The sequence below is a fragment of the Serratia grimesii NBRC 13537 genome, from assembly GCF_001590905.1.
Classification (GTDB): Bacteria; Pseudomonadota; Gammaproteobacteria; order Enterobacterales; family Enterobacteriaceae; genus Serratia; species Serratia grimesii.
Genome location: NZ_BCTT01000003.1, coordinates 201,262 through 220,862, shown reverse-complemented (window position 1 = coordinate 220,862; position 19,601 = coordinate 201,262). Strand labels below are relative to the sequence as shown.

Annotated in this window: 12 protein-coding genes; 9 read left to right on the top strand and 3 right to left on the bottom strand. The window is 52.5% G+C overall.

Features of this window, described 5'->3' with window-relative positions; genetic code table 11:
- Positions 1–79 precede the first annotated feature (79 nt).
- Positions 80–4,051 (bottom strand): trifunctional transcriptional regulator/proline dehydrogenase/L-glutamate gamma-semialdehyde dehydrogenase, encoded by a 3,972-nt coding sequence (gene putA, locus SGR01S_RS03320; RefSeq protein ID WP_061806526.1) that lies wholly within the window; start codon positions 4,049–4,051, stop codon positions 80–82.
- Positions 4,052–4,735: 684 nt separating this feature from the next.
- Here putA and putP point away from each other — a divergent pair.
- The 7 genes from putP (at position 4,736) to lpxO (ending at position 14,911) form a co-directional block, all read left to right on the top strand.
- Positions 4,736–6,220 carry a sodium/proline symporter PutP gene (gene putP, locus SGR01S_RS03315; protein WP_037419083.1) on the top strand — a complete coding sequence of 495 codons (1,485 nt, stop codon included), beginning with the start codon at positions 4,736–4,738 and terminating at the stop codon, positions 6,218–6,220.
- Positions 6,221–6,631: 411 nt separating this feature from the next.
- Positions 6,632–7,477 (top strand): iron uptake transporter permease EfeU, encoded by an 846-nt coding sequence (efeU, locus tag SGR01S_RS03310; RefSeq protein ID WP_061806525.1) that lies wholly within the window; start codon positions 6,632–6,634, stop codon positions 7,475–7,477.
- Positions 7,478–7,495: 18 nt separating this feature from the next.
- On the top strand, positions 7,496–8,632 hold the full coding sequence (efeO, locus tag SGR01S_RS03305) for an iron uptake system protein EfeO (protein ID WP_061806524.1): 1,137 nt from the start codon (positions 7,496–7,498) through the stop codon (positions 8,630–8,632).
- An 11-nt stretch (positions 8,633–8,643) separates the two neighbouring features.
- Complete coding sequence (gene efeB / locus SGR01S_RS03300; protein ID WP_061806523.1) at positions 8,644–9,942, top strand: iron uptake transporter deferrochelatase/peroxidase subunit; 1,299 nt, start codon at positions 8,644–8,646, stop codon at positions 9,940–9,942.
- Positions 9,943–10,155: 213 nt separating this feature from the next.
- Entirely contained in the window at positions 10,156–12,303 is a 2,148-nt protein-coding gene (pqqU, locus tag SGR01S_RS03295; protein ID WP_037419091.1) for a TonB-dependent receptor PqqU, read from the top strand.
- A gap of 684 nt (positions 12,304–12,987) precedes the next feature.
- Positions 12,988–13,773, top strand: a complete 786-nt coding sequence (gene phoH, locus SGR01S_RS03290) for a phosphate starvation-inducible protein PhoH (RefSeq protein ID WP_020827477.1) — start codon at positions 12,988–12,990, stop codon at positions 13,771–13,773.
- A gap of 235 nt (positions 13,774–14,008) precedes the next feature.
- Positions 14,009–14,911: a lipid A hydroxylase LpxO gene (gene lpxO, locus SGR01S_RS03285; RefSeq protein WP_037419096.1), complete on the top strand. Its 903-nt coding sequence runs from the start codon at positions 14,009–14,011 to the stop codon at positions 14,909–14,911.
- Between the two features lie 49 nt (positions 14,912–14,960).
- On the opposite strand, the gene chaA is transcribed toward lpxO, so the two are convergent.
- A complete protein-coding gene (chaA, locus tag SGR01S_RS03280) occupies positions 14,961–16,061 on the bottom strand; it encodes a sodium-potassium/proton antiporter ChaA (protein WP_037419099.1) in 1,101 nt (366 codons plus the stop codon).
- A 314-nt stretch (positions 16,062–16,375) separates the two neighbouring features.
- The gene (locus SGR01S_RS03275; RefSeq protein WP_061806522.1) at positions 16,376–17,194 is read right to left on the bottom strand and encodes a siderophore-interacting protein; all 819 of its coding nucleotides are present in this window, start codon (positions 17,192–17,194) and stop codon (positions 16,376–16,378) included.
- 375 nt (positions 17,195–17,569) lie between these two features.
- Between SGR01S_RS03275 and SGR01S_RS03270 the strand changes: the two genes are divergently transcribed.
- Both SGR01S_RS03270 and cbl read left to right on the top strand, forming a co-directional pair.
- A complete protein-coding gene (locus SGR01S_RS03270; RefSeq protein WP_061806521.1) occupies positions 17,570–18,265 on the top strand; it encodes a gamma-glutamylcyclotransferase in 696 nt (231 codons plus the stop codon).
- A 380-nt stretch (positions 18,266–18,645) separates the two neighbouring features.
- The gene (gene cbl / locus SGR01S_RS03265) at positions 18,646–19,599 is read left to right on the top strand and encodes an HTH-type transcriptional regulator Cbl (protein ID WP_061806520.1); all 954 of its coding nucleotides are present in this window, start codon (positions 18,646–18,648) and stop codon (positions 19,597–19,599) included.
- Positions 19,600–19,601 lie beyond the last annotated feature (2 nt).

Sequence of the window (19,601 nt, the reverse complement as noted above, 5' to 3'; positions counted from 1 at the left end):
TGCTATCAGGTTGGTTGCCAATAAAATAAAAAGGGGCACAGCCATTTCGCTGCGCCCTAAAGCTGATTAACAGAGATAGTTAACCTATGGTCATCAAGCTGGCGTTACCGCCGGCAGCAGCGGTGTTAACACTCAGCGAGCGTTCGATCAGCAGGCGTTCCAGCAGAATGTTGGTTTCGCCGTGGGCAAAACCCTGCACCGAAACGATCGCGCCGCTACGCTGGGCGATTTGCTCGCACAGGGTACGCAACTGATCGGCGTCACCGTGGTAAATGGCGGCGTCGAACTCGACCTTGTCCTGCTGCCAATCTTTGCTGAAGCTGATGCTGGCCTGAACGGCTGCTGGCAGGCGGCGATACAGGTTGCGCTGCAGCTCGGCTTCTGGCCACAACAGGCTGCTACCTACTGCCAATACCGCAGCCAACTGCGTCAAGGCATCCGCCTCATTGTCGGCCAGGCACAGGACACGCTCACGCGGTAACAGGGCATAGGTGTTGCGTTCGCCGGTCGGGCCTGGCAGAGGGCGCATGGTGCCACCCTGGCCCAGTTCGGCGTAGCGTTGTGCCAAGGTAACCAGTTCCGACTGTTTTTCAGCTACGGCCCATTGTTCCAGCGCGTGATGTGCCTTGAGCAGTTGTGGTCGCGCGGTGGCTTCCAGTGGGCGCTCGTCATCTTGACGATTTAGGGTGCGTTGTACTGCGTCATCCGGGCGGTTAGCCAGTAAACGGTACAGGTACAGCGGACCGCCCGCTTTCGGACCGGTGCCGGACAGACCTTCGCCGCCGAACGGTTGCACGCCGACTACCGCGCCGACCATGTTGCGGTTAACGTACAGGTTACCGACCTTGGCGCGTTCAGTTACACGGGCAATGGTCTCATCAATGCGGGTATGGATACCCAACGTCAGGCCATAACCGGCGGCGTTGATCTGATCGACCAGCGACTCCAGATTGGTACGTTGGAAGCGGACCACGTGCAGCACTGGGCCAAAGATCTCTTTTTGTAGCTCGTCGAAGCTGTCCAGCTCGATCAAGGTTGGCTTGATGAAGGTGCCGCGTGACCACTCTTTCTCATCCTGCACATTGCCTTTCGCCGCTTGGTAGACCTTGCGGCCTTTGGCGCGCATCGCCTGGATATGACGTTCGATACCGGTTTTGGCTTCGGCATCGATCACCGGACCGATATCGGTAGACAGACGTTCAGGGTTACCCATGCGGCATTCGGCCATTGCACCGCGCAGCATTTGCAAGGTGTGGTCTGCCACGTCTTCCTGAATACACAGGATACGCAGGGCAGAACAACGTTGACCGGCACTGTCGAAGGCGGAAGCAACTACGTCGGTCACGACCTGTTCAGTCAGCGCCGAAGAGTCAACGATCATGGCGTTCAGACCACCAGTTTCGGCGATCAATGGGGTTGGACGCCCTTGTGGATCCAGACGGCCGGCGATGCTGCGTTGCAGGATACCGGCAACATCGGTAGAGCCGGTAAACATCACACCGCGAACGCGGGCATCGTTAACCAGTACGGACCCGACACTCTCACCCTGGCCTGGCAGCAGTTGCAGCACGCCTTGCGGAATACCGGCTTCTAATAGAATACGCACAGCCTGTGCGGCGACCAATGGGGTTTGTTCTGCCGGTTTGGCCAGCACGCTGTTGCCTGCTGCCAGCGCAGCGGCAATCTGGCCGGTGAAGATTGCTAGTGGGAAGTTCCACGGGCTGATACAGACGACCGGTCCAAGTGGACGATGGCTGTCATTGGCGAAGTCATCGCGTACCTGGCCTGCGTAGTAATGCAGGAAATCGACCGCTTCACGGACTTCTGCGATGGCGTTATTAAAGGTTTTACCGGCTTCGCGTACCAGAATACCCAGCAGGCTTTGCAACTGACCTTCCATCAGTTCAGCGGCACGTTCAAGAATCGCGGCGCGCTCGGACGGTGGGGTGGCGAACCAAATTGGGCCGGCAGCAGCGGCGGCATCAAGCGCTCGGCTGACTTCACCTTCGGTGGCTTCACGTACGTAACCGACGACATCGCCCGGTTCGGCAGGGTTAATCACCGGTTGTTCAACACCTTGATCCAGCTCTGCGTCGATGATCGGCTCTGCACGCCATGGGTGAGTCGCGCTGGTCAGGAGTGCGCTGGACAAGGAGGCCAGACGCTGTTCGTTGGACAGATCAAGACCGCTGGAGTTGGTGCGTTTTTCGCCATACAGCTCACGTGGCAGCGGGATGCGCGGATGTGGCAGGCCAATTTGGCCTTCTGTGGCGGCCAGCGCTTCGACCGCGCTGACAGGATCGGCAACCAGCTCATCGAGCGGCAGCGTGGCATCAGCAATGCGGTTAACGAATGAGGTATTGGCACCGTTTTCCAGCAGGCGACGTACCAAATATGCCAGCAGCGTTTCATGGGTGCCGACCGGGGCATAAATACGGCAAGGGCGGTTCAGTTTACCGTCGGCCACTTTACCTACCACTTGCTCATACAGCGGTTCACCCATGCCGTGCAGGCATTGGAACTCATACTGGCCTGGGTAGTAGTTATTGCCGGCCAAATGGTAAATGGCGCTCAAGGTATGGGCATTGTGGGTAGCGAACTGTGGGTAAATCAGGTTCGGTACTGCCAGCAGTTTGCGTGCGCAGGCCAGATAGGAAACGTCGGTGTAGACCTTGCGGGTATATACCGGATAGCCTTCCAGTCCGTCCATTTGGGCGCGTTTGATCTCGCTGTCCCAGTAGGCGCCTTTCACCAGACGGATCATCAGGCGGCGGCGGCTGCGTTGTGCCATGTCGATGACGGCATCGATGGCGAACGGGCAGCGTTTCTGATAGGCCTGGATTACGAAACCGATGCCGTTCCAGCCAGCCAATTGTGGCTCAAAGCACAGCTTTTCCAGCAGGTCGAGTGAGATTTCCAGACGGTCGGCTTCTTCGGCATCGATATTAATGCCGATGTCATATTGGCGTGCTTGCAGAGTCAGTGACAGCAGGCGTGGATAAAGCTCTTCCATGACGCGTTCGTACTGCGCACGACTGTAGCGTGGGTGCAGTGCGGAAAGCTTGATCGAAATACCTGGGCCTTCATAGATGCCACGTCCGTTAGAGGCTTTGCCGATCGCGTGGATTGCTTGCTGGTAGGACACCAGATAAGCCTGTGCGTCGGCTTCGGTCAGGGCGGCTTCACCCAGCATGTCGTAGGAGTAGCGGAAGCCTTTGTCTTCCAGCTTGCGGGCATTTGCCAGCGCTTCGGCGATGGTTTCACCGGTAACGAATTGTTCGCCCATCAGGCGCATCGCCATATCCACGCCTTTGCGGATCAGCGGTTCACCGCTCTTGCCGATAATACGGTTCAGTGAACGAGACAGGTTGGCTTCGTTATGGGTCGACACCAGTTTGCCTGTGAACAGCAGGCCCCAGGTGGCGGCATTAACAAACAGGGATGGGCTGCGGCCGAGGTGGGAATGCCAGTTACCGTTGCTGATTTTGTCGCGGATCAGCGCGTCACGGGTTGGTTTATCTGGAATACGCAGCAGGGCTTCTGCCAGGCACATCAGCGCCACGCCTTCCTGTGAGGACAGTGAGAACTCTTGCAGCAAACCTTGCACCATTCCGGCGCGGCCATTTGCACTCTTTTGGTTACGCAACTTCTCGGCGATGTCGTAAGCCATCTTATGGGTGGCTTTGGCAAGATCGGCAGGTAATCGCGCCTGTTCGAGTAACATCGGCACCGCTTCTGTCTCAGGACGGCGATAAGCCGCCGTGATCGCAGCACGGTTGACCGACTGTGGCAGAATCTGTTCTGCAAATTCAAGGAATGGCTGGTGGGACTCTTCTTGCACTTGCGGCATAATGTCGTCCGCTTCGGCCTGGCCGGCGGCGGCAAGTGCAGGGATTTCAGGAATATCGGAACCGTTCTCGAGACGCTCGAGATAATTAAAAATGGCTTGTTTGATCAGCCAGTGCGGCGTGCGATCGATACGCTGTGCTGCGCTTTTGATGCGATCGCGAGTTGCCTCGTCGAGCTTCACGCCCATAGTGGTAGTGCCCATGCCAATCCAACTCCTGTGTTTAAGAACCTATCCCATCAGGCTATACAAACTGCGGGCCAGATAGCTTGTTGGGATAGGTTCGTGCGTTGTGTGCTGTGATGAATGCAGACAATATCCTGCATGTTGCAACTTTGTGCAACCGTGTTAAATCAAGCTGATGAGCGAAGTGTGAGTTTCATCAGTTTTTTAACATCAATAACCGGCACGGTTCTTGCTGCTGCTTTTGACAAACAGGCTATCCAAAGGGGATGAAGAGAGTATTTAAGGGAGTTATCCCCAGCAATATCAGGGGTAAGGCTGGGTTTGTATGAGGTGCAACTCTTTTTGGTTGTGGATGGTGCAACTGTGAGAGCGGTTAAATGTGACGCAGGGTAAACTTTGTGTAACTTTGTTGTTAAATGTCTTGTTGGATAATGAACAGGTCAACTAGGATAGCCAGCGGTCAGACAATTACGGGTGGAAACTATTTTCACCTGCGGGGTGTCCGCAATTTCGCCTCGTTCCGGCGGATTGGCAAGCAGTAACTATCGCTATATGCCCAAAGACATTGAGACGGTATCTACGTGGTAAGAGCAAGAGCCCTCAGCGCTACAAGCGTGACTGAAAGGCGTGCTTACAACCAGCACAGATACATTTTCAATGAAGAAGGGGCAGCGCGAAATAATAATGAGAGTGGAGAATTTCATGATAATGAGCACACCAATGCTGGTGACCTTCCTGGTGTATATCTTCGGGATGGTGTTAATCGGCTTACTTGCCTACCGGGCAACCAATAACTTTGACGACTACATTCTTGGCGGCCGTAGCTTGGGTAGCGTGGTAACCGCGCTCTCTGCCGGCGCATCGGATATGAGCGGCTGGTTGCTGATGGGCCTGCCGGGCGCCATCTTCCTGTCCGGCATTTCTGAAAGCTGGATTGCCATTGGCCTGACGATCGGTGCTTACTTTAACTGGAAACTGGTGGCGGGGCGGCTGCGTGTTCATACCGAAGCTAACAATAACGCCCTGACGTTACCGGATTATTTCACCAGCCGTTTTGAAGACAACAGCAAGCTGTTGCGGGTGATTTCAGCCATTGTTATTTTGGTATTCTTCACTATCTATTGTGCCTCCGGTATCGTGGCCGGTGCGCGTCTGTTCGAAAGCACCTTTGGTATGAGCTACGAAACGGCGCTGTGGGCCGGTGCTGCTGCCACTATCCTCTATACCTTTATTGGTGGTTTCCTGGCGGTGAGCTGGACTGACACTGTACAGGCCAGCCTGATGATTTTCGCGTTGATCCTGACGCCGGTGATTGTGATCTTTGCCGTTGGCGGTATCGACACGTCAATGCTGGTGATTGAGGCGAAGAACCCGGCCAATATCGATATGCTGAAAGGCCTGAACTTTGTGGCTATTCTTTCGCTGCTGGGTTGGGGCTTAGGGTATTTCGGTCAACCACACATTCTGGCGCGTTTTATGGCGGCAGACTCTCACCGCACTATCCGCAGCGCACGCCGTATCAGCATGACCTGGATGATTCTGTGTCTGGCAGGCACCATTGCCGTTGGTTTCTTCGGTATTGCCTACTTTGCCAACAACCCGGAATTGGCGGGTAATGTGTCGCAGAACGGCGAACGCGTGTTTATCGAACTGGCGATGATTCTGTTCAACCCTTGGGTTGCAGGCATTCTACTGTCGGCGATTCTGGCGGCAGTCATGAGTACCCTGAGCTGCCAGTTGCTGGTTTGTTCAAGTGCGATTACTGAAGACTTATACAAAGCTTTCCTGCGTAAAGGTGCCAGCCAACGTGAGTTGGTGTGGGTCGGGCGTTTGATGGTGTTGGTTGTGGCATTGGTGGCTATCGCCCTGGCAGCAAACCCGGAAAACCGCGTGTTGGGTCTGGTGAGCTACGCATGGGCCGGTTTCGGCGCGGCCTTTGGCCCGGTGGTACTGATCTCTGTGATGTGGTCACGCATGACGCGCAATGGCGCATTGGCCGGTATGCTGGTGGGGGCGGTCACTGTGATCGTCTGGAAACACTTCGCTTGGCTGGGGCTGTATGAAATCATCCCTGGCTTCTTGCTCGGCTGCATCGCTATTGTTGTGGTGAGCCTGATGGGCCGCAAACCTTCGGCGACCATCACCGAACGTTTCGACCAGGCAGAAGCCGAGTTCAAAACCGTTTAATCCTCTCGGGTTAATCATCTTAAAGGGCGCTTAATGCGCCCTTAGGTTGCTGACAAAGCAGGAAAAAGCGTGATTTTTCCTGCTTTGTAGTGATCAGCCGAAAATCAATAAATTGATTTTCCTGATTTTTTATTCATCGATCTCTACTCGCTCTGTGCAGGAATGAGGTTTGTTATCAGTCTGAGGGCGCTTAATGCGCCCTTTGTCATTTATGTCACCGTGGTTTTCTGTCATTTGCCTGAAACAACTGGCGACATTTGATTAGAAAAAATCACCCTTGCAGCTCTTGTATTTCCGCCAGCCAGAATGATAATCACTATCGTTGTGTTTTACTTTTCTTTACATTGGCGTTGCCGCCGTTTTCGGCGTGCGTGCGCTTTGCAGCAGATGCCTTTTTAGGGGTTATTACTTATGTTTGTTCCCTTCCTTATCATGTTCCGTGAGGGGCTTGAGGCTGCGTTAATCGTCAGCCTGATCGCCAGCTACCTAAAACGTACGCAGCGGGGTCAATGGCTAGGTGTGGTATGGATAGGGGTGATTGTTGCCGCTGCCCTGTGCCTGGCGCTGGGTATTTTCATCAATGAAACCACTGGCGAATTCCCACAGAAGCAGCAAGAACTGTTTGAGGGCATTGTTGCGGTGGTGGCGGTGTTTATCCTGACCTATATGGTGTTCTGGATGCGTAAAGTGTCCAAGTCGGTCAAGGTACATCTGGAAGGGGCGATCGACAGCGCGCTCAACTCCGGTAAAGGCCAGGGTTGGGCATTGGTGGCGATGGTCTTTTTTGCTGTAGCCCGCGAAGGGCTGGAATCGGTGTTCTTTCTGCTGGCGGCCTTCCAACAAGACGTGGGGGTGGCAGCACCGATCGGTGCGGTACTGGGTTTGGTTGCCGCAATCATACTGGGTATGGTGATCTACTGGGGCGGTGTGAAGCTGCACTTGGCTAAATTCTTCAAATGGACCAGCCTGTTTATTCTGTTTGTTGCTGCCGGTCTGGCCGCAGGTGCGATCCGCGCCTTCCATGAAGCCGGGTTGTGGAACCACTTCCAGGATATCGCCTTCGATCTCAGCAACCACCTTTCAACCCATTCGCTGTTTGGCACCCTGCTCGAAGGTATCTTCGGCTATCAGGAAGCGCCAACGGTAAGCGAAGTGGCGGTCTATTTCCTGTATCTGATCCCAGCACTGATTTTCTTTTTCCTCCCGCAGCGTGCGGAACCGGCAGCAGTTTCGGCGCAACGTAAAATCAATCATTAATTTTAATAGGGAATTTGTATGTCTACTCCATTATTCCGCCGCAAGGCGTTGCACGCAGCATTACTGGCTCTCCCGGCATTTGCGCTGAGCATTAATGCCTTGGCGGCAGATGTGCCGCAGGTAAAGATTACCGTAAACGATAAACAGTGTGAGCCGATGCAATTGACAGTGCCGGCCGGTAAAACCCAATTTGTGGTGCACAACACCAGTCAAAAAAACGTTGAGTGGGAAATCCTGAAAGGGGTGATGGTGGTAGAAGAGCGCGAAAATATCGCGCCAGGCTTCACTCAGAAAATGACGGCTAATCTCGATGCGGGTGAGTACGATATGACCTGTGGGTTGCTCAGCAATCCGAAGGGAAAATTGACCGTGACGGCTGCGGCTGGCGCCGCAACTGACGGTAAACCTAATACAATGGATTTGGTTGGGCCGATTGCCGAATACAAAGTATACGTGACCAAAGAAGTGGAAGGGCTGGTTAAACAGACCAAACTGTTCACCGATGCGGTAAAAGCCGGCAACGTGGAGCAGGCGCGCAAACTGTATGCTCCAACGCGTCAACACTACGAACGCATTGAGCCGATTGCTGAGCTGTTCTCTGATCTGGACGGCAGTATCGATGCCCGTGAAGACGATTACGAGAAGAAAGCAGAAGATCCGAAGTTCACCGGTTTCCACCGTCTGGAAAAAGCGCTGTTTGCTGACAACACCACCAAAGACATGAGCAAGTACGCTGAGCAATTGTACAACGACACCGTTGAGCTGCAAAAACGCGTGAACGATCTGACCTTCCCGCCAAGCAAAGTGGTCGGTGGTGCAGCCGGTTTGATCGAGGAAGTGGCAGCGAGCAAAATCAGCGGTGAAGAAGACCGTTACAGCCGTACTGATCTGTGGGACTTCCAGGCCAACGTCGACGGCGCACAAAAAATTGTGAACCTGCTGCGTCCGCTATTGGTTAAGGCGAACAAACCCTTGCTGGACAAGATTGACGCCAACTTCAAAACCGTCGATACCATTTTGGCGAAATACAAAACCAAAGAGGGTTATGAGTCTTACGAGAAGCTGACGGATGCCGATCGTAAAGCAATGAAAGGACCAATCACGACTCTGGCGGAAGACCTGTCACAACTGCGTGGCGTTCTGGGTCTGGATTGAGGCAAAGCACTATGAGTAACAAGATCGGCCCGGAAAACGGGCTGCATCAGCAATTCCAAGGCGCGGCGTCACCGTCGCGTCGTCGTTTGCTGCAAGGGTTAGGGCTCGGCGTTTTGGCGCTGGGTGGCAGCCGTTTGGCTCAGGCAAAAGATAGCGCTGCCGAGCCACTGGCAGTGCCGCAGGACGAACGTTGGCAGAAGCAGCCGTTCTATGGCGTACATCAGGCCGGGATCCTCACGCCGCAGCAGGCGGCAATGATGCTGGTGGCGTTCGACGTGCTGGCCAGTAACAAACAGGATTTAGAGCGGCTGTTTCGGCTACTGACAACCCGCATTGCATTTTTGACCACGGGCGGTAAGGCACCGGAAGTGGATCCCAAGTTGCCACCACTTGATTCGGGCATTATGGGACCGGAAATTTATCCGGATAACCTGACTATCACCGTGTCGGTTGGCACCTCGTTGTTTGACGAACGTTTCGGCCTGCAGGCGCATAAACCGCTGCGGTTGCAGAAAATGACGCGCTTTCCCAATGATTCATTGGATGCCAGCCTGTGCCACGGCGATTTGGTGTTGCAGATCTGTGCGAATACCAATGAGACGGTGATCCATGCATTGCGTGACATTATCAAGCATTCGCCGGATCTGCTCAGCGTGCGTTGGAAGCGAGAAGGGTTTATTTCCGCTCACGCGGCACGCAGCAAAGGCAAGGAAACGCCGATCAACCTGTTGGGCTTTAAAGATGGTACCGCCAACCCGAAAACCGATGACAAACCACTGATGGATCAGGTGGTGTGGGTCGCCGACAATGCCGGGGAACCCGCATGGGCGGTAGGGGGCAGCTATCAGGCTGCGCGTATTATCCGTTTCCACGTGGAGTTCTGGGACCGCACACCGTTGCAGGAACAGCAAACCATCTTTGGTCGCGAGAAGCACAGCGGGGCGCCGCTTGGTATGAAGCATGAGCATGACGAGCCAGACTATGCCCAAGATCCCGAAGGTAAAATGATCCCGATGGATGCGCATATTCGCCTGGCAAACCCGCGCACGCCACAAACGCAGAGCAACTTGCTGTTGCGCCGTGGCTACAGCTATTCGATCGGCGTATCCAATTCCGGCCAACTGGAAATGGGGCTGCTGTTTGTGTGCTACCAGGCCGATCTGGAAAAAGGCTTCCTGACGGTGCAAAAACGGCTGAATGGCGAGGCACTGGAAGAGTATGTCAAACCTATCGGCGGCGGCTATTTCTTTGCGCTACCGGGGGTAAATGACGCCAATGATTACCTGGGCAGTGGGCTGCTAAAGGCGTAAGTCACATCTCATCTGGCGGGGATTTCCCCGCCTCATTATTTCTGCCATTCACGATGAACCACTGTTAATTAAAATCAATAGCGGCCTTGCGCAATTGGGGGACCGGGCTTTAATTAGGCTAACTATTTTTATTTTTTGTTAAAAGCATTAACATGTAGGCCATAACGTTCCAAATGGTTCATATAATTCGATCCCTTTAACGGCATTCTCCTGATGAAAAGCACTCATAAAAACCGGTTGGCAGTTTCAGCGCTGGTTATTCCAGCACTACTGCCTGTTTCTGCCAGCTTTGCGCAGGACAAGGATAGCGAACAGACCATGGTGGTCACTGCCAAGCGCAGCGGTCTTTCTGAACTCTCAACCCCGGCGGCCGTCAGCGTGGTCACGGGCGATCAAATCCGTGAGGCACGACCGCAGATCAACCTGTCGGAAAGTCTGGGTAGCGTACCTGGCCTGCAAATTCAAAATCGCCAGAACTATGCGCAAGACTTGCAGTTATCGGTGCGCGGCTTTGGCGCACGCTCGATGTATGGCGTGCGTGGGGTGCGTATTTATGTTGACGGTATTCCCGCCACCATGCCGGATGGGCAGGGGCAAACGTCGAACATAGACCTGAATTCGGTCGAAAAGGTGGAAGTGTTGCGCGGGCCGTTTTCCGCACTTTACGGTAACGCATCAGGCGGCATGGTAAACGTGGAAACTGAAACGGGCCAACAGCCTACCCGCCTTGAAGCCAGTTCGTACTTTGGCAGTTACGGCACCTGGCGCTATGGCGTCAAGGCGACCGGGGCCACCGGTGACGGGACCCACGCGGGTGATGTTAACTACACCATTTCTGGCACGCGTTTTACTACCCAAGGATTCCGTGATCACAGTGGTGCGCAGAAAAATCTCGGCAATGCCAAACTGGGTGTGCGGATCGACGATGTCAGCACGCTTACGCTGCTATTCAACAGTGTCGATATCCATGCCAATGATCCGGGGGGGCTGACGTCAGCCGAATGGCATGATAATCCACGTCAGGCGCCACGCGCCGATCAATACAATACGCGTAAAAGCACATCGCAAACCCAGGCCGGTTTGCATTATGAGCGCCAGATGGGCGTCAATGATGACTTGAGCATCATGATGTACGCCGGTGAGCGTGAAACCACGCAATACCAGTCGATCCCGGTTGCGGTACAACAGCGTAGTGCGCAGCATCCCGGTGGAGTGATTGATCTGACGCGTCACTATCAGGGGATTGATACCCGGTGGACGCACCGTGGCGAACTGGGTGTGCCTTATACCCTGACCGGTGGGCTGGACTATGAAACCATGACCGAACAGCGCAAAGGGTATGAAAACTTTACTCAGGTTAACGGCGTAACGGAACTTGGCACCGAAGGTGCGCTGCGTCGGAACGAGCGTAACCTGATGTGGAATGTGGATCCGTACCTGCAAACGTCGTGGCAGTTGACCCAACAATTGACGCTGGATATGGGCATGCGTTACAGCAACGTCAATTTTGATTCCAACGATCACTACATCACCGGCAGCAATGGCGATGACAGTGGCAGTGCCAGTTATCATAAGTGGTTACCAGCCGGATCGCTCAACTATGCCGTGATGAGCGGTTGGAACCTGTATCTGTCTGCCGGTCGTGGCTTTGAAACACCGACTATTAATGAGCTGTCTTACCGTTCCGGCGATCAGGCAGGGCTCAACTTTGGTTTGAACCCTTCAACCAGCGATACGGTGGAGTTGGGCAGTAAAACCCGCATTGGTAATGGACTATTGACCGCTGCCGTTTTCCAAACCGACACACGTAATGAAATTGTGGTGGATGAAAGCAGCAACGGGCGTACCAGTTACAAAAATGCCGGGCAAACCCGCAGACGTGGGCTGGAGCTGGCACTGGATCAGCAGTTCGCCTACGACTGGCGTGTCCAGTTGGCCTGGACGTTGTTGGACGCGCGCTATCGTGATGATGTATGCGGTGATAGCCAGTGTTCGGCAGCGAACAATGTGCCAAGTGGCAACCGTATGCCAGGCATCGCGCGTAATATGGGCTTTGCCTCTTTGGCCTGGTCCCCTCCAGAAGGTTGGTATGCCGGTGCGGAGGTTCGCTATATGAGCGATATCGAGGTAAATGATGCCAACACTGAACAGGCTCCGGCCTATACCACTGTGGGCTTAAATACCGGCTACCGTTATCCAGTAGGCAATTGGATGCTTAATGTTTTCGGTCGGGTAGATAACCTGTTTGATCGGCAATATGTGGGGTCGGTAATCGTCAATGAAGGGAATGGCCGTTACTACGAACCGGCTCCGGGGAGAAACTGGGGCGGTGGGCTGAGCGTTTCTTATACCTTTGAGTAATCGAAACGTGAGTGTACCGACGTAATCAAAGAACACCATGGCGGGAGCTTTCCCGCCTTTTTTATTTATAAATTGAGTGAGAATGGCAGTTTTTTGATTGTGCAAAATTTAATCAGGAAACCGAAATGTCATTCACGGGTTTTAATCATAACTATTTGATCTGCAAGTTGATAAAAATTTTATTGAATGACGTAATCGGCGTGATATAGTGTTCTGGCAGCGTCTAAAAACAAAAAAGATTAAATTTTTTTACATTTTAGCAACGCGCAAGGTTTGAATGTCATTATACTGTAATCATCTGGCGGTAGTTTTCACACGGTGCACAGCTCGAAGCTGTAAATATCACTGCGGGGATCGCTAATGGTAAAGTCCTTGGTTGGGCTAGAAAGAAAAAATAACAGACCTTTCCTGATGACTCGTTGTAACGAGGGCTCTCTCTCCGACTCTCTTTTCCTGACCAAACTACACTCCCGTCATTCCAAATTCTTGTCACTTTTTACTCTACGTTTAATTACGCAACCGCGTTATCCCGTGAAAAATCGGCGTGCCGAAAAGCCCGTTGTGTATTCACTTTTTTTATTGGCTATTGGTGGCTCAAAAGGGAGCCAAAACCTCATCTGTATGTGAAACATAATCGCACGGCCAGGCCGTTGCGGTAGGTGAAACAAACTGTAAGGTGCCACTATGAGACAAAAAGCAGTGATCAAAGCACGTCGTGAAGCGAAACGCGTTATTCGTCGTGACGCTCGTAGTCATCGCCAGCTTGAAGAAGAGTCCGTAACCTCGCTGGTACAAATGGGTGGTGTTGAGTCTATCGGCATGGCGCGAGATAAGCGCGATAGCTCTCCCATCTTGGCGCGAACCGAAGCTCAGGGTCATTACTTAATAGCCATAGATAAGAAACAGTTGATTTTTGCCACCGGTGAAGCCGGCTGCGGCAAAACATTTATCAGCGCTGCGAAAGCGGCAGAAGCCCTTATACATAAAGAAGTGGATCGGATTATTGTTACTCGTCCGGTTTTGCAGGCGGATGAAGACCTCGGTTTCTTACCCGGGGACATTTCTGAGAAGTTCGCTCCTTATTTCCGTCCGGTGTATGACATTCTGGTGCGCCGTTTAGGATCGTCCTTTATGCAATACTGCCTGCGTCCGGAAATCGGCAAGGTAGAGATCGCGCCTTTCGCCTATATGCGCGGGCGTACCTTCGAAAATGCGGTAGTTATCCTGGATGAAGCCCAGAACGTTACCGCCAGCCAGATGAAGATGTTCCTGACTCGTTTGGGTGAGAACGTCACGGTAATCGTCAATGGTGACATAACCCAGTGCGACTTGCCGCGCGGCGTGAAGTCCGGCCTCAGCGACGCGATGGAGCGCTTCGAAGAGGATGAAATGATTGGCATCATCCGCTTTGATAAACAAGACTGCGTCCGCTCCGCCCTGTGCCAGCGCACGCTCAACGCCTACAGTTAAAACCTGCCTGTTAACCAAAGGCCGCTTCGGCGGCCTTTTTCTTTGCTGCCATTAAACCCCGCTCGTTTAGCTTTTGTGTAAATTATTGTGGTTTTTTGTATAGATTTTCGTTTAATTAGCGTTAATGATTAGTGGTGTTCCAGACGGGCGACGCGATTCAACCGCCAAAAGGAAATAACTGGGGTGTACGCTGGATTGGCGTACAGGGTGTTGGGATCTTCAATGCGGTTCAATCATGAAATACATTATTTTACTTCTATTTATTTTATGCGTTGTGTATGTGCATTACCGTGGGCGGGTGCGTTATACCTTCTGGCGGCAACTTTCTGATCATTCCACCTTTACTGCACCGCTGAATGTTTTTATGTACCTGTTTTCACGCGTGCCGACTACGCCCTATTTGAAACCGGAGCAATTCCCAGAGCTACAGACGTTACGGGATAATTGGCAAACCATCCGTGATGAAGGGCAGCAGTTAATGGCGATCCAACAGATTAAAGCGTCGGATCAATTTAACGACGCCGGTTTCAATTCATTCTTCAAAACCGGCTGGAAGCGCTTTTATTTGAAGTGGTATGAAGACAGCCACCCTTCGGCGATGAGCCTGTGCCCGCAAACAACCGCGCTGTTGCGCAGCCTGCCTTCGGTCAAGGCCGCAATGTTTGCTGAACTGCCAGATGGCAGCCGTTTACCGCGTCATCGTGATCCCTATGCTGGTTCGTTGCGTTATCACCTGGGGTTGATTACGCCGAATGATGATCGCTGCTTTATTGAAGTGGATGGCGAACGTTACAGTTGGCGTGACGGCGAGGGTGTGATGTTTGATGAAACCTATCTGCATTTCGCCGAAAACCAGAGTGGGCAGAATCGGCTGATTCTGTTTTGTGACATAGAACGACCAATGCGTTTTCGCTGGGCACAAGGTATCAACCATTGGTTGGGCCGTAACCTCATGAGTGCGGCTACCGCGCCAAATGAAGAGGGCGATCGTACCGGTGGCGTCAATAAGCTATTCAAGTACATTTATGCGGTGCGCAAAGTGGGGAAACGGTTAAAAGCGTGGAACCGTACTGGCTATTACATCATTAAATGGATTCTGTTTGGCGGTATCGCGGCGGGTGTGTTTTTCGCAATATAATCTTCTTGGTGTAAAGACGATGGGCGCAGCACGTGCGCCCATCGGTTGATCAGGCAAAGATAGTCATCATATAGGCGGCAAACAGCGCCAGGTGCGCAGTGCCGTTCAGCACGTTGGTTCTGCCGGTGGAGAACGAAAGCTGGCATAGCAGCAACACCGTCAGCATCACCACGATATGCGGCGTCTGTAAACCGAAGATCAACGTCTGGCCGGTCAGTGTGGCGATGACGGTGACCGCCGGTACCGTCAGGGAAATGGTAGCCAGCACCGAGCCGAAGAACAGGTTCATGGCGCGCTGTACCTGATTATTCAATACTGCTCGTAGTGCTCCCAGACCTTCAGGCGACAGGATAAGCAGGGCGACCAGGAAGCCGGTAAATTGCGCCGGGGCATTTACCTTGGTTAACAAACCTTCCAGCGGATTGGCATTAAACTTGGTCACCGCGATTACCGCAACCAGATGCACGATCAGCCAAACGGCATGCCAGGCACTGCTGTGCGAGGAAGGCTTACCATGGTGCGGGTCGCCATCGTCGTCTTCGTGCTCATAGACGAACAGGCTCTGGTGAGTTTTGGTCTGGATCACCAGGAATACGCCATACATGGCGGCAGAAATCACTGAAACAAGCAGCGCCTGACCGGTAGTGAAGTTACCGCCCGGCAGCGCACTCGGGAACACCAGTACAATCACCGCCAGCGGAAAAATCGCCATCAGATACTGTTTAATGCCGCCTAGGTTAACGTACTGGGTAGCAAATTTGCGGCCGCCAAGCAGCAGGGCAAAACCCACCAGCCCGGCACTGACAATCATAATGATGGAATAGAGCGTATCGCGCATCAGAGCCGGCGCGGCATCGCCGGTCGCCATCAACGCTGAAATCAGGCTCACTTCCAGGATCACCACTGACAGGCTGAGGATCAACGAGCCGTAGGGTTCACCCAAACGATGGGCCAATACGTCAGCATGGCGGACAACGCTGAAGGCACTGCTGAGAATACCGATCAAAGCAATAATGTTAATGCCGACGATCAGTGGGAAGTTACTGGTACTGCCCCACAGATTCAGCACCACCAGCGCGGCGATCGGGAAAAGCAGCGAATACTCAGTGTGGCGGGATTTGGATCGGCCAGGATCGTTTTGCGACTTCATTTCGATGGTACTCCTTCTCAAAAAGCGTGGTCCCGTCATCGCTGGCTGCCGTGAAAGGCAATTTCGCGCATCCAGAATGTATTTTTAATTAATAATAATAGGATACACCCGGTGGTGCGTGCCGGGGAATGATGTGATGTTGTTTCACTTGCAAAAGCGAATGCTTGCAAACTGTGACTAGGTTAACAAAAAAACCGCACGGGATGCGGTTTTCTTTACTTATTTTTACGTAGTGAGATTGATTTTATCCATTAACGGCACATAAATTGCAGTTTGTGTGTGTATGACACCGTTAATAAAGGGAAAAATTCTCATCAGTCGTCAATATTATCCATAATTTCATGCCGTTTATTATGATAACCCTCTTCATTTAGCCCTTCACGCCAGTAAGGTACGGCATAAAGCTGATTACGATCACATTGGCGCTCACGGCGCAGGTAACGGCGCAGTTCGACCACCAAGCGGTCTTCACCCGCGAGCCAGTATTGAGTGTCGGCTTGTGGCAACGGTAAGGCGCAAAACTGCGTGACTAATTCGGCGGTTTTCTCGGTGCCACCGATAATCCAGCTCAGCTCAAAGCCCGCAGGCTTTTTCAGGTCGATCACGTCGGCGGGGGTATCAACACGGATAAAAGCATGACCTTCGCTGTGTGCCGGTAAGCGCTCCAACAATGCCGCCAGTGCAGGTAATGAAGAAGGATCGCCAGCCAGGCAGTAGAAATCGGCCTGTGGCAGCATCGGTTTAGGGCCACCGGGATTACTGATACCAATTTTATCGCCGGTTTTAGCTTCACGGGCAAAGTTAACTGCCGGGCCGCTGTGATCGTGTATGGCGAACTCAATGTCGATTTCTGCCTGTTCCGGACGTACCGAACGGATGGAATAGGTACGAACTATCGGACGTACTGCATCCGCTGCCCAACGTGGGCCATTTTCGGTCAGTGTTGGCAGGTCCGGTTGCATCTGGCCATCAAGCGGCAGGAAAACCTTAATGTGTGCGGCAGCAGCGTTAGCCGGGTAATAGCACAAGTCGGGCGCAGTAAAAGTGATACGACGCAGGTGTGGGGTAATATCGCGAATGGCACTGACTGCAATCAGGTAGGGCGCGCGTGAGCGTGGGGCTTCGGTAGTCACGGGGTTCTCCTTATGTTCGTTTGGCGGTGAGTATACCATGCCATTTGATAATGAGAATTGTTTGCTGTTTGAAGCGGCCTGGTCATCCAATTCGGTGACTGGATAGCGATCGGCTTTCCAGGCGTTTAACGAATGAGAGAAAGAGAAATCTCGACATGCTTAGATTTAGTATTTTAACTTTCGATATTATTGCTCGTGAGTACAAATACTTTTTCACTTTAAACATCGTTTGAAACTTGATTGCTTACCGAGAAAAGAATAAGGTCTTTATTAACGTGGAAAGGTTTAATTAATTAATAAAATTCCGCACACAATAATTAAGATTGAACAGTGGCTAGGGAGTATGAGCAATCCTATTCCCGGGAGGTTGTTAAGGTGTTAACGCGAGATTTTCTGCAAAATGCGGATTGCAAAACAGCATTCGGCACCATTGAGGAGTCGCTGTTACTGACATCAGAGCAGCGTGCGGCCTCACTGGATTGTACTTTATCCCGTCGGCCAGATAACAGCCCTGTGTGGGTCTTCGGCTACGGTTCACTGATGTGGAATCCGGTATTTGAATCTGAAGAGGTGCGACCGGCCACGCTGCAAGGCTGGCATCGCGCCTTCTGTTTACGGTTGACCGCCGGGCGCGGTACGTTGCATCAGCCTGGCCGTATGTTGGCGCTGAAAGAGGGCGGCAATACCACCGGTCTGGCGTTCCGCCTGCCCGAAAGCAAGCTGCGCGAAGAGCTGGAACTGCTGTGGAAGCGCGAAATGGTGACCAACTGTTATTTGCCTACCTGGTGTGATCTTCGACTTGCCGAGGGTGAAGTCGTCACCGCGTTGGTGTTTGTGATGAACTCACAGCATCCCCTGTTTGAAGAAGATACCAGCCACCAGGTGATCGCCCCGTTGATCGCCAGCGCCAGCGGGCCATTAGGCACCAATGCCCAGTATCTGTTCGCGCTGGATAACGAGCTAAAAAACCACGGCATGAAGGACGATTGCATCGGTGATTTGGTTAGTTATGTGCAGCAGTGGCTGCAACAGAATACCTCTGGCCCTATCGGGGGCGAAGCAACGGCTTGACAGGCATTCTGCATATCAAGAGGCTCAACATATTGAGCCTCTTTTCGTTTATCCCCCTTATACTTGGCTGTGTTGCTATTTAGTCCATCCGTCGCCAGTGCCACCACGACGCTACTTGAATTATTTAGGCTATATATATCTAATACCTATAGTTAATAACTTTATTCTGTATGGTGATATAATCCATATTTTAATTGTGGATATTTAACTCTATAATTTTAAATGCATTCATGGATTTTTTGGTGATGAAACAGTGATTTCACCCTGGTGAAAAATGTACTTAGCATGAAAATGCATAACTAAAGGTTATTTCTTATTTGTCCCCTTAGATCAGATTCCGTATCACTGTGATTAACAATAGTGATCGACAGGGGGAGTGGATGAACTTTCAACAATTAAAAATCATTCGGGAATCGGCGCGCTGCAACTATAACCTGACCGAAGTGGCCAACACGTTATTTACCTCGCAATCCGGGGTTAGTCGTCATATTCGCGAGCTGGAAGAAGAACTGGGCATTGAGATATTTATCCGTCGTGGCAAGCGTTTATTAGGCATGACCGAGCCGGGCAAAGAGCTGCTGGTGGTGGCGGAACGCATCCTGAACGACGCCAATAATATCCGCCGTCTGGCGGACGTATTCAGCAGCAACGACGCTGGGCAGTTACACATTGCTACCACTCATACTCAGGCGCGCTACAGCCTGCCTGGGGTGATTAAAGAATTCCGCGCGTTGTATCCGCGGGTGCGAGTGGTACTGAATCAGGGCAGTCCTGAAGAAATCGTCGGTATGTTGGCTTCCGGCGAAGCCGATATTGGTATTGCCAGTGAGCGGTTGATGAGTGACGAATCCTTGGCTGCGTTTCCCTATTATCGCTGGCATCACACCATTTTGGTGCCGGAAGGGCATGAATTGACCCGCCAACCCCAGGTGACGCTGGAAATGCTCAGCACCTTACCGCTGATCACCTATCGTCAGGGGATTACCGGTCGTTCGCGGCTGGACAGCGCCTTTAAGGCGGCTGGTTTGACGCCGGATATCGCCCTAAGCGCGCAGGATTCTGACGTGATCAAAACCTATGTTGAACTGGGGTTGGGAGTTGGCGTGCTGGCAGACATGTCGTACGAGAAGGAGCGTGACCACGGGTTGGTCAGCCTCAATGCCGAACACTTGTTTGAACCCAATACCGTTTGGTTAGGGTTAAAACGCAGCCAGTTACAACGTAACTATGCATGGCGATTTATCCAGCTATGTAACCCGACGCTGTCGCTGACGGAAATTAAAGACAAGGTATTCTCTTCACAGCTCGATGCGGTGATCGACTACCAAATTTGATC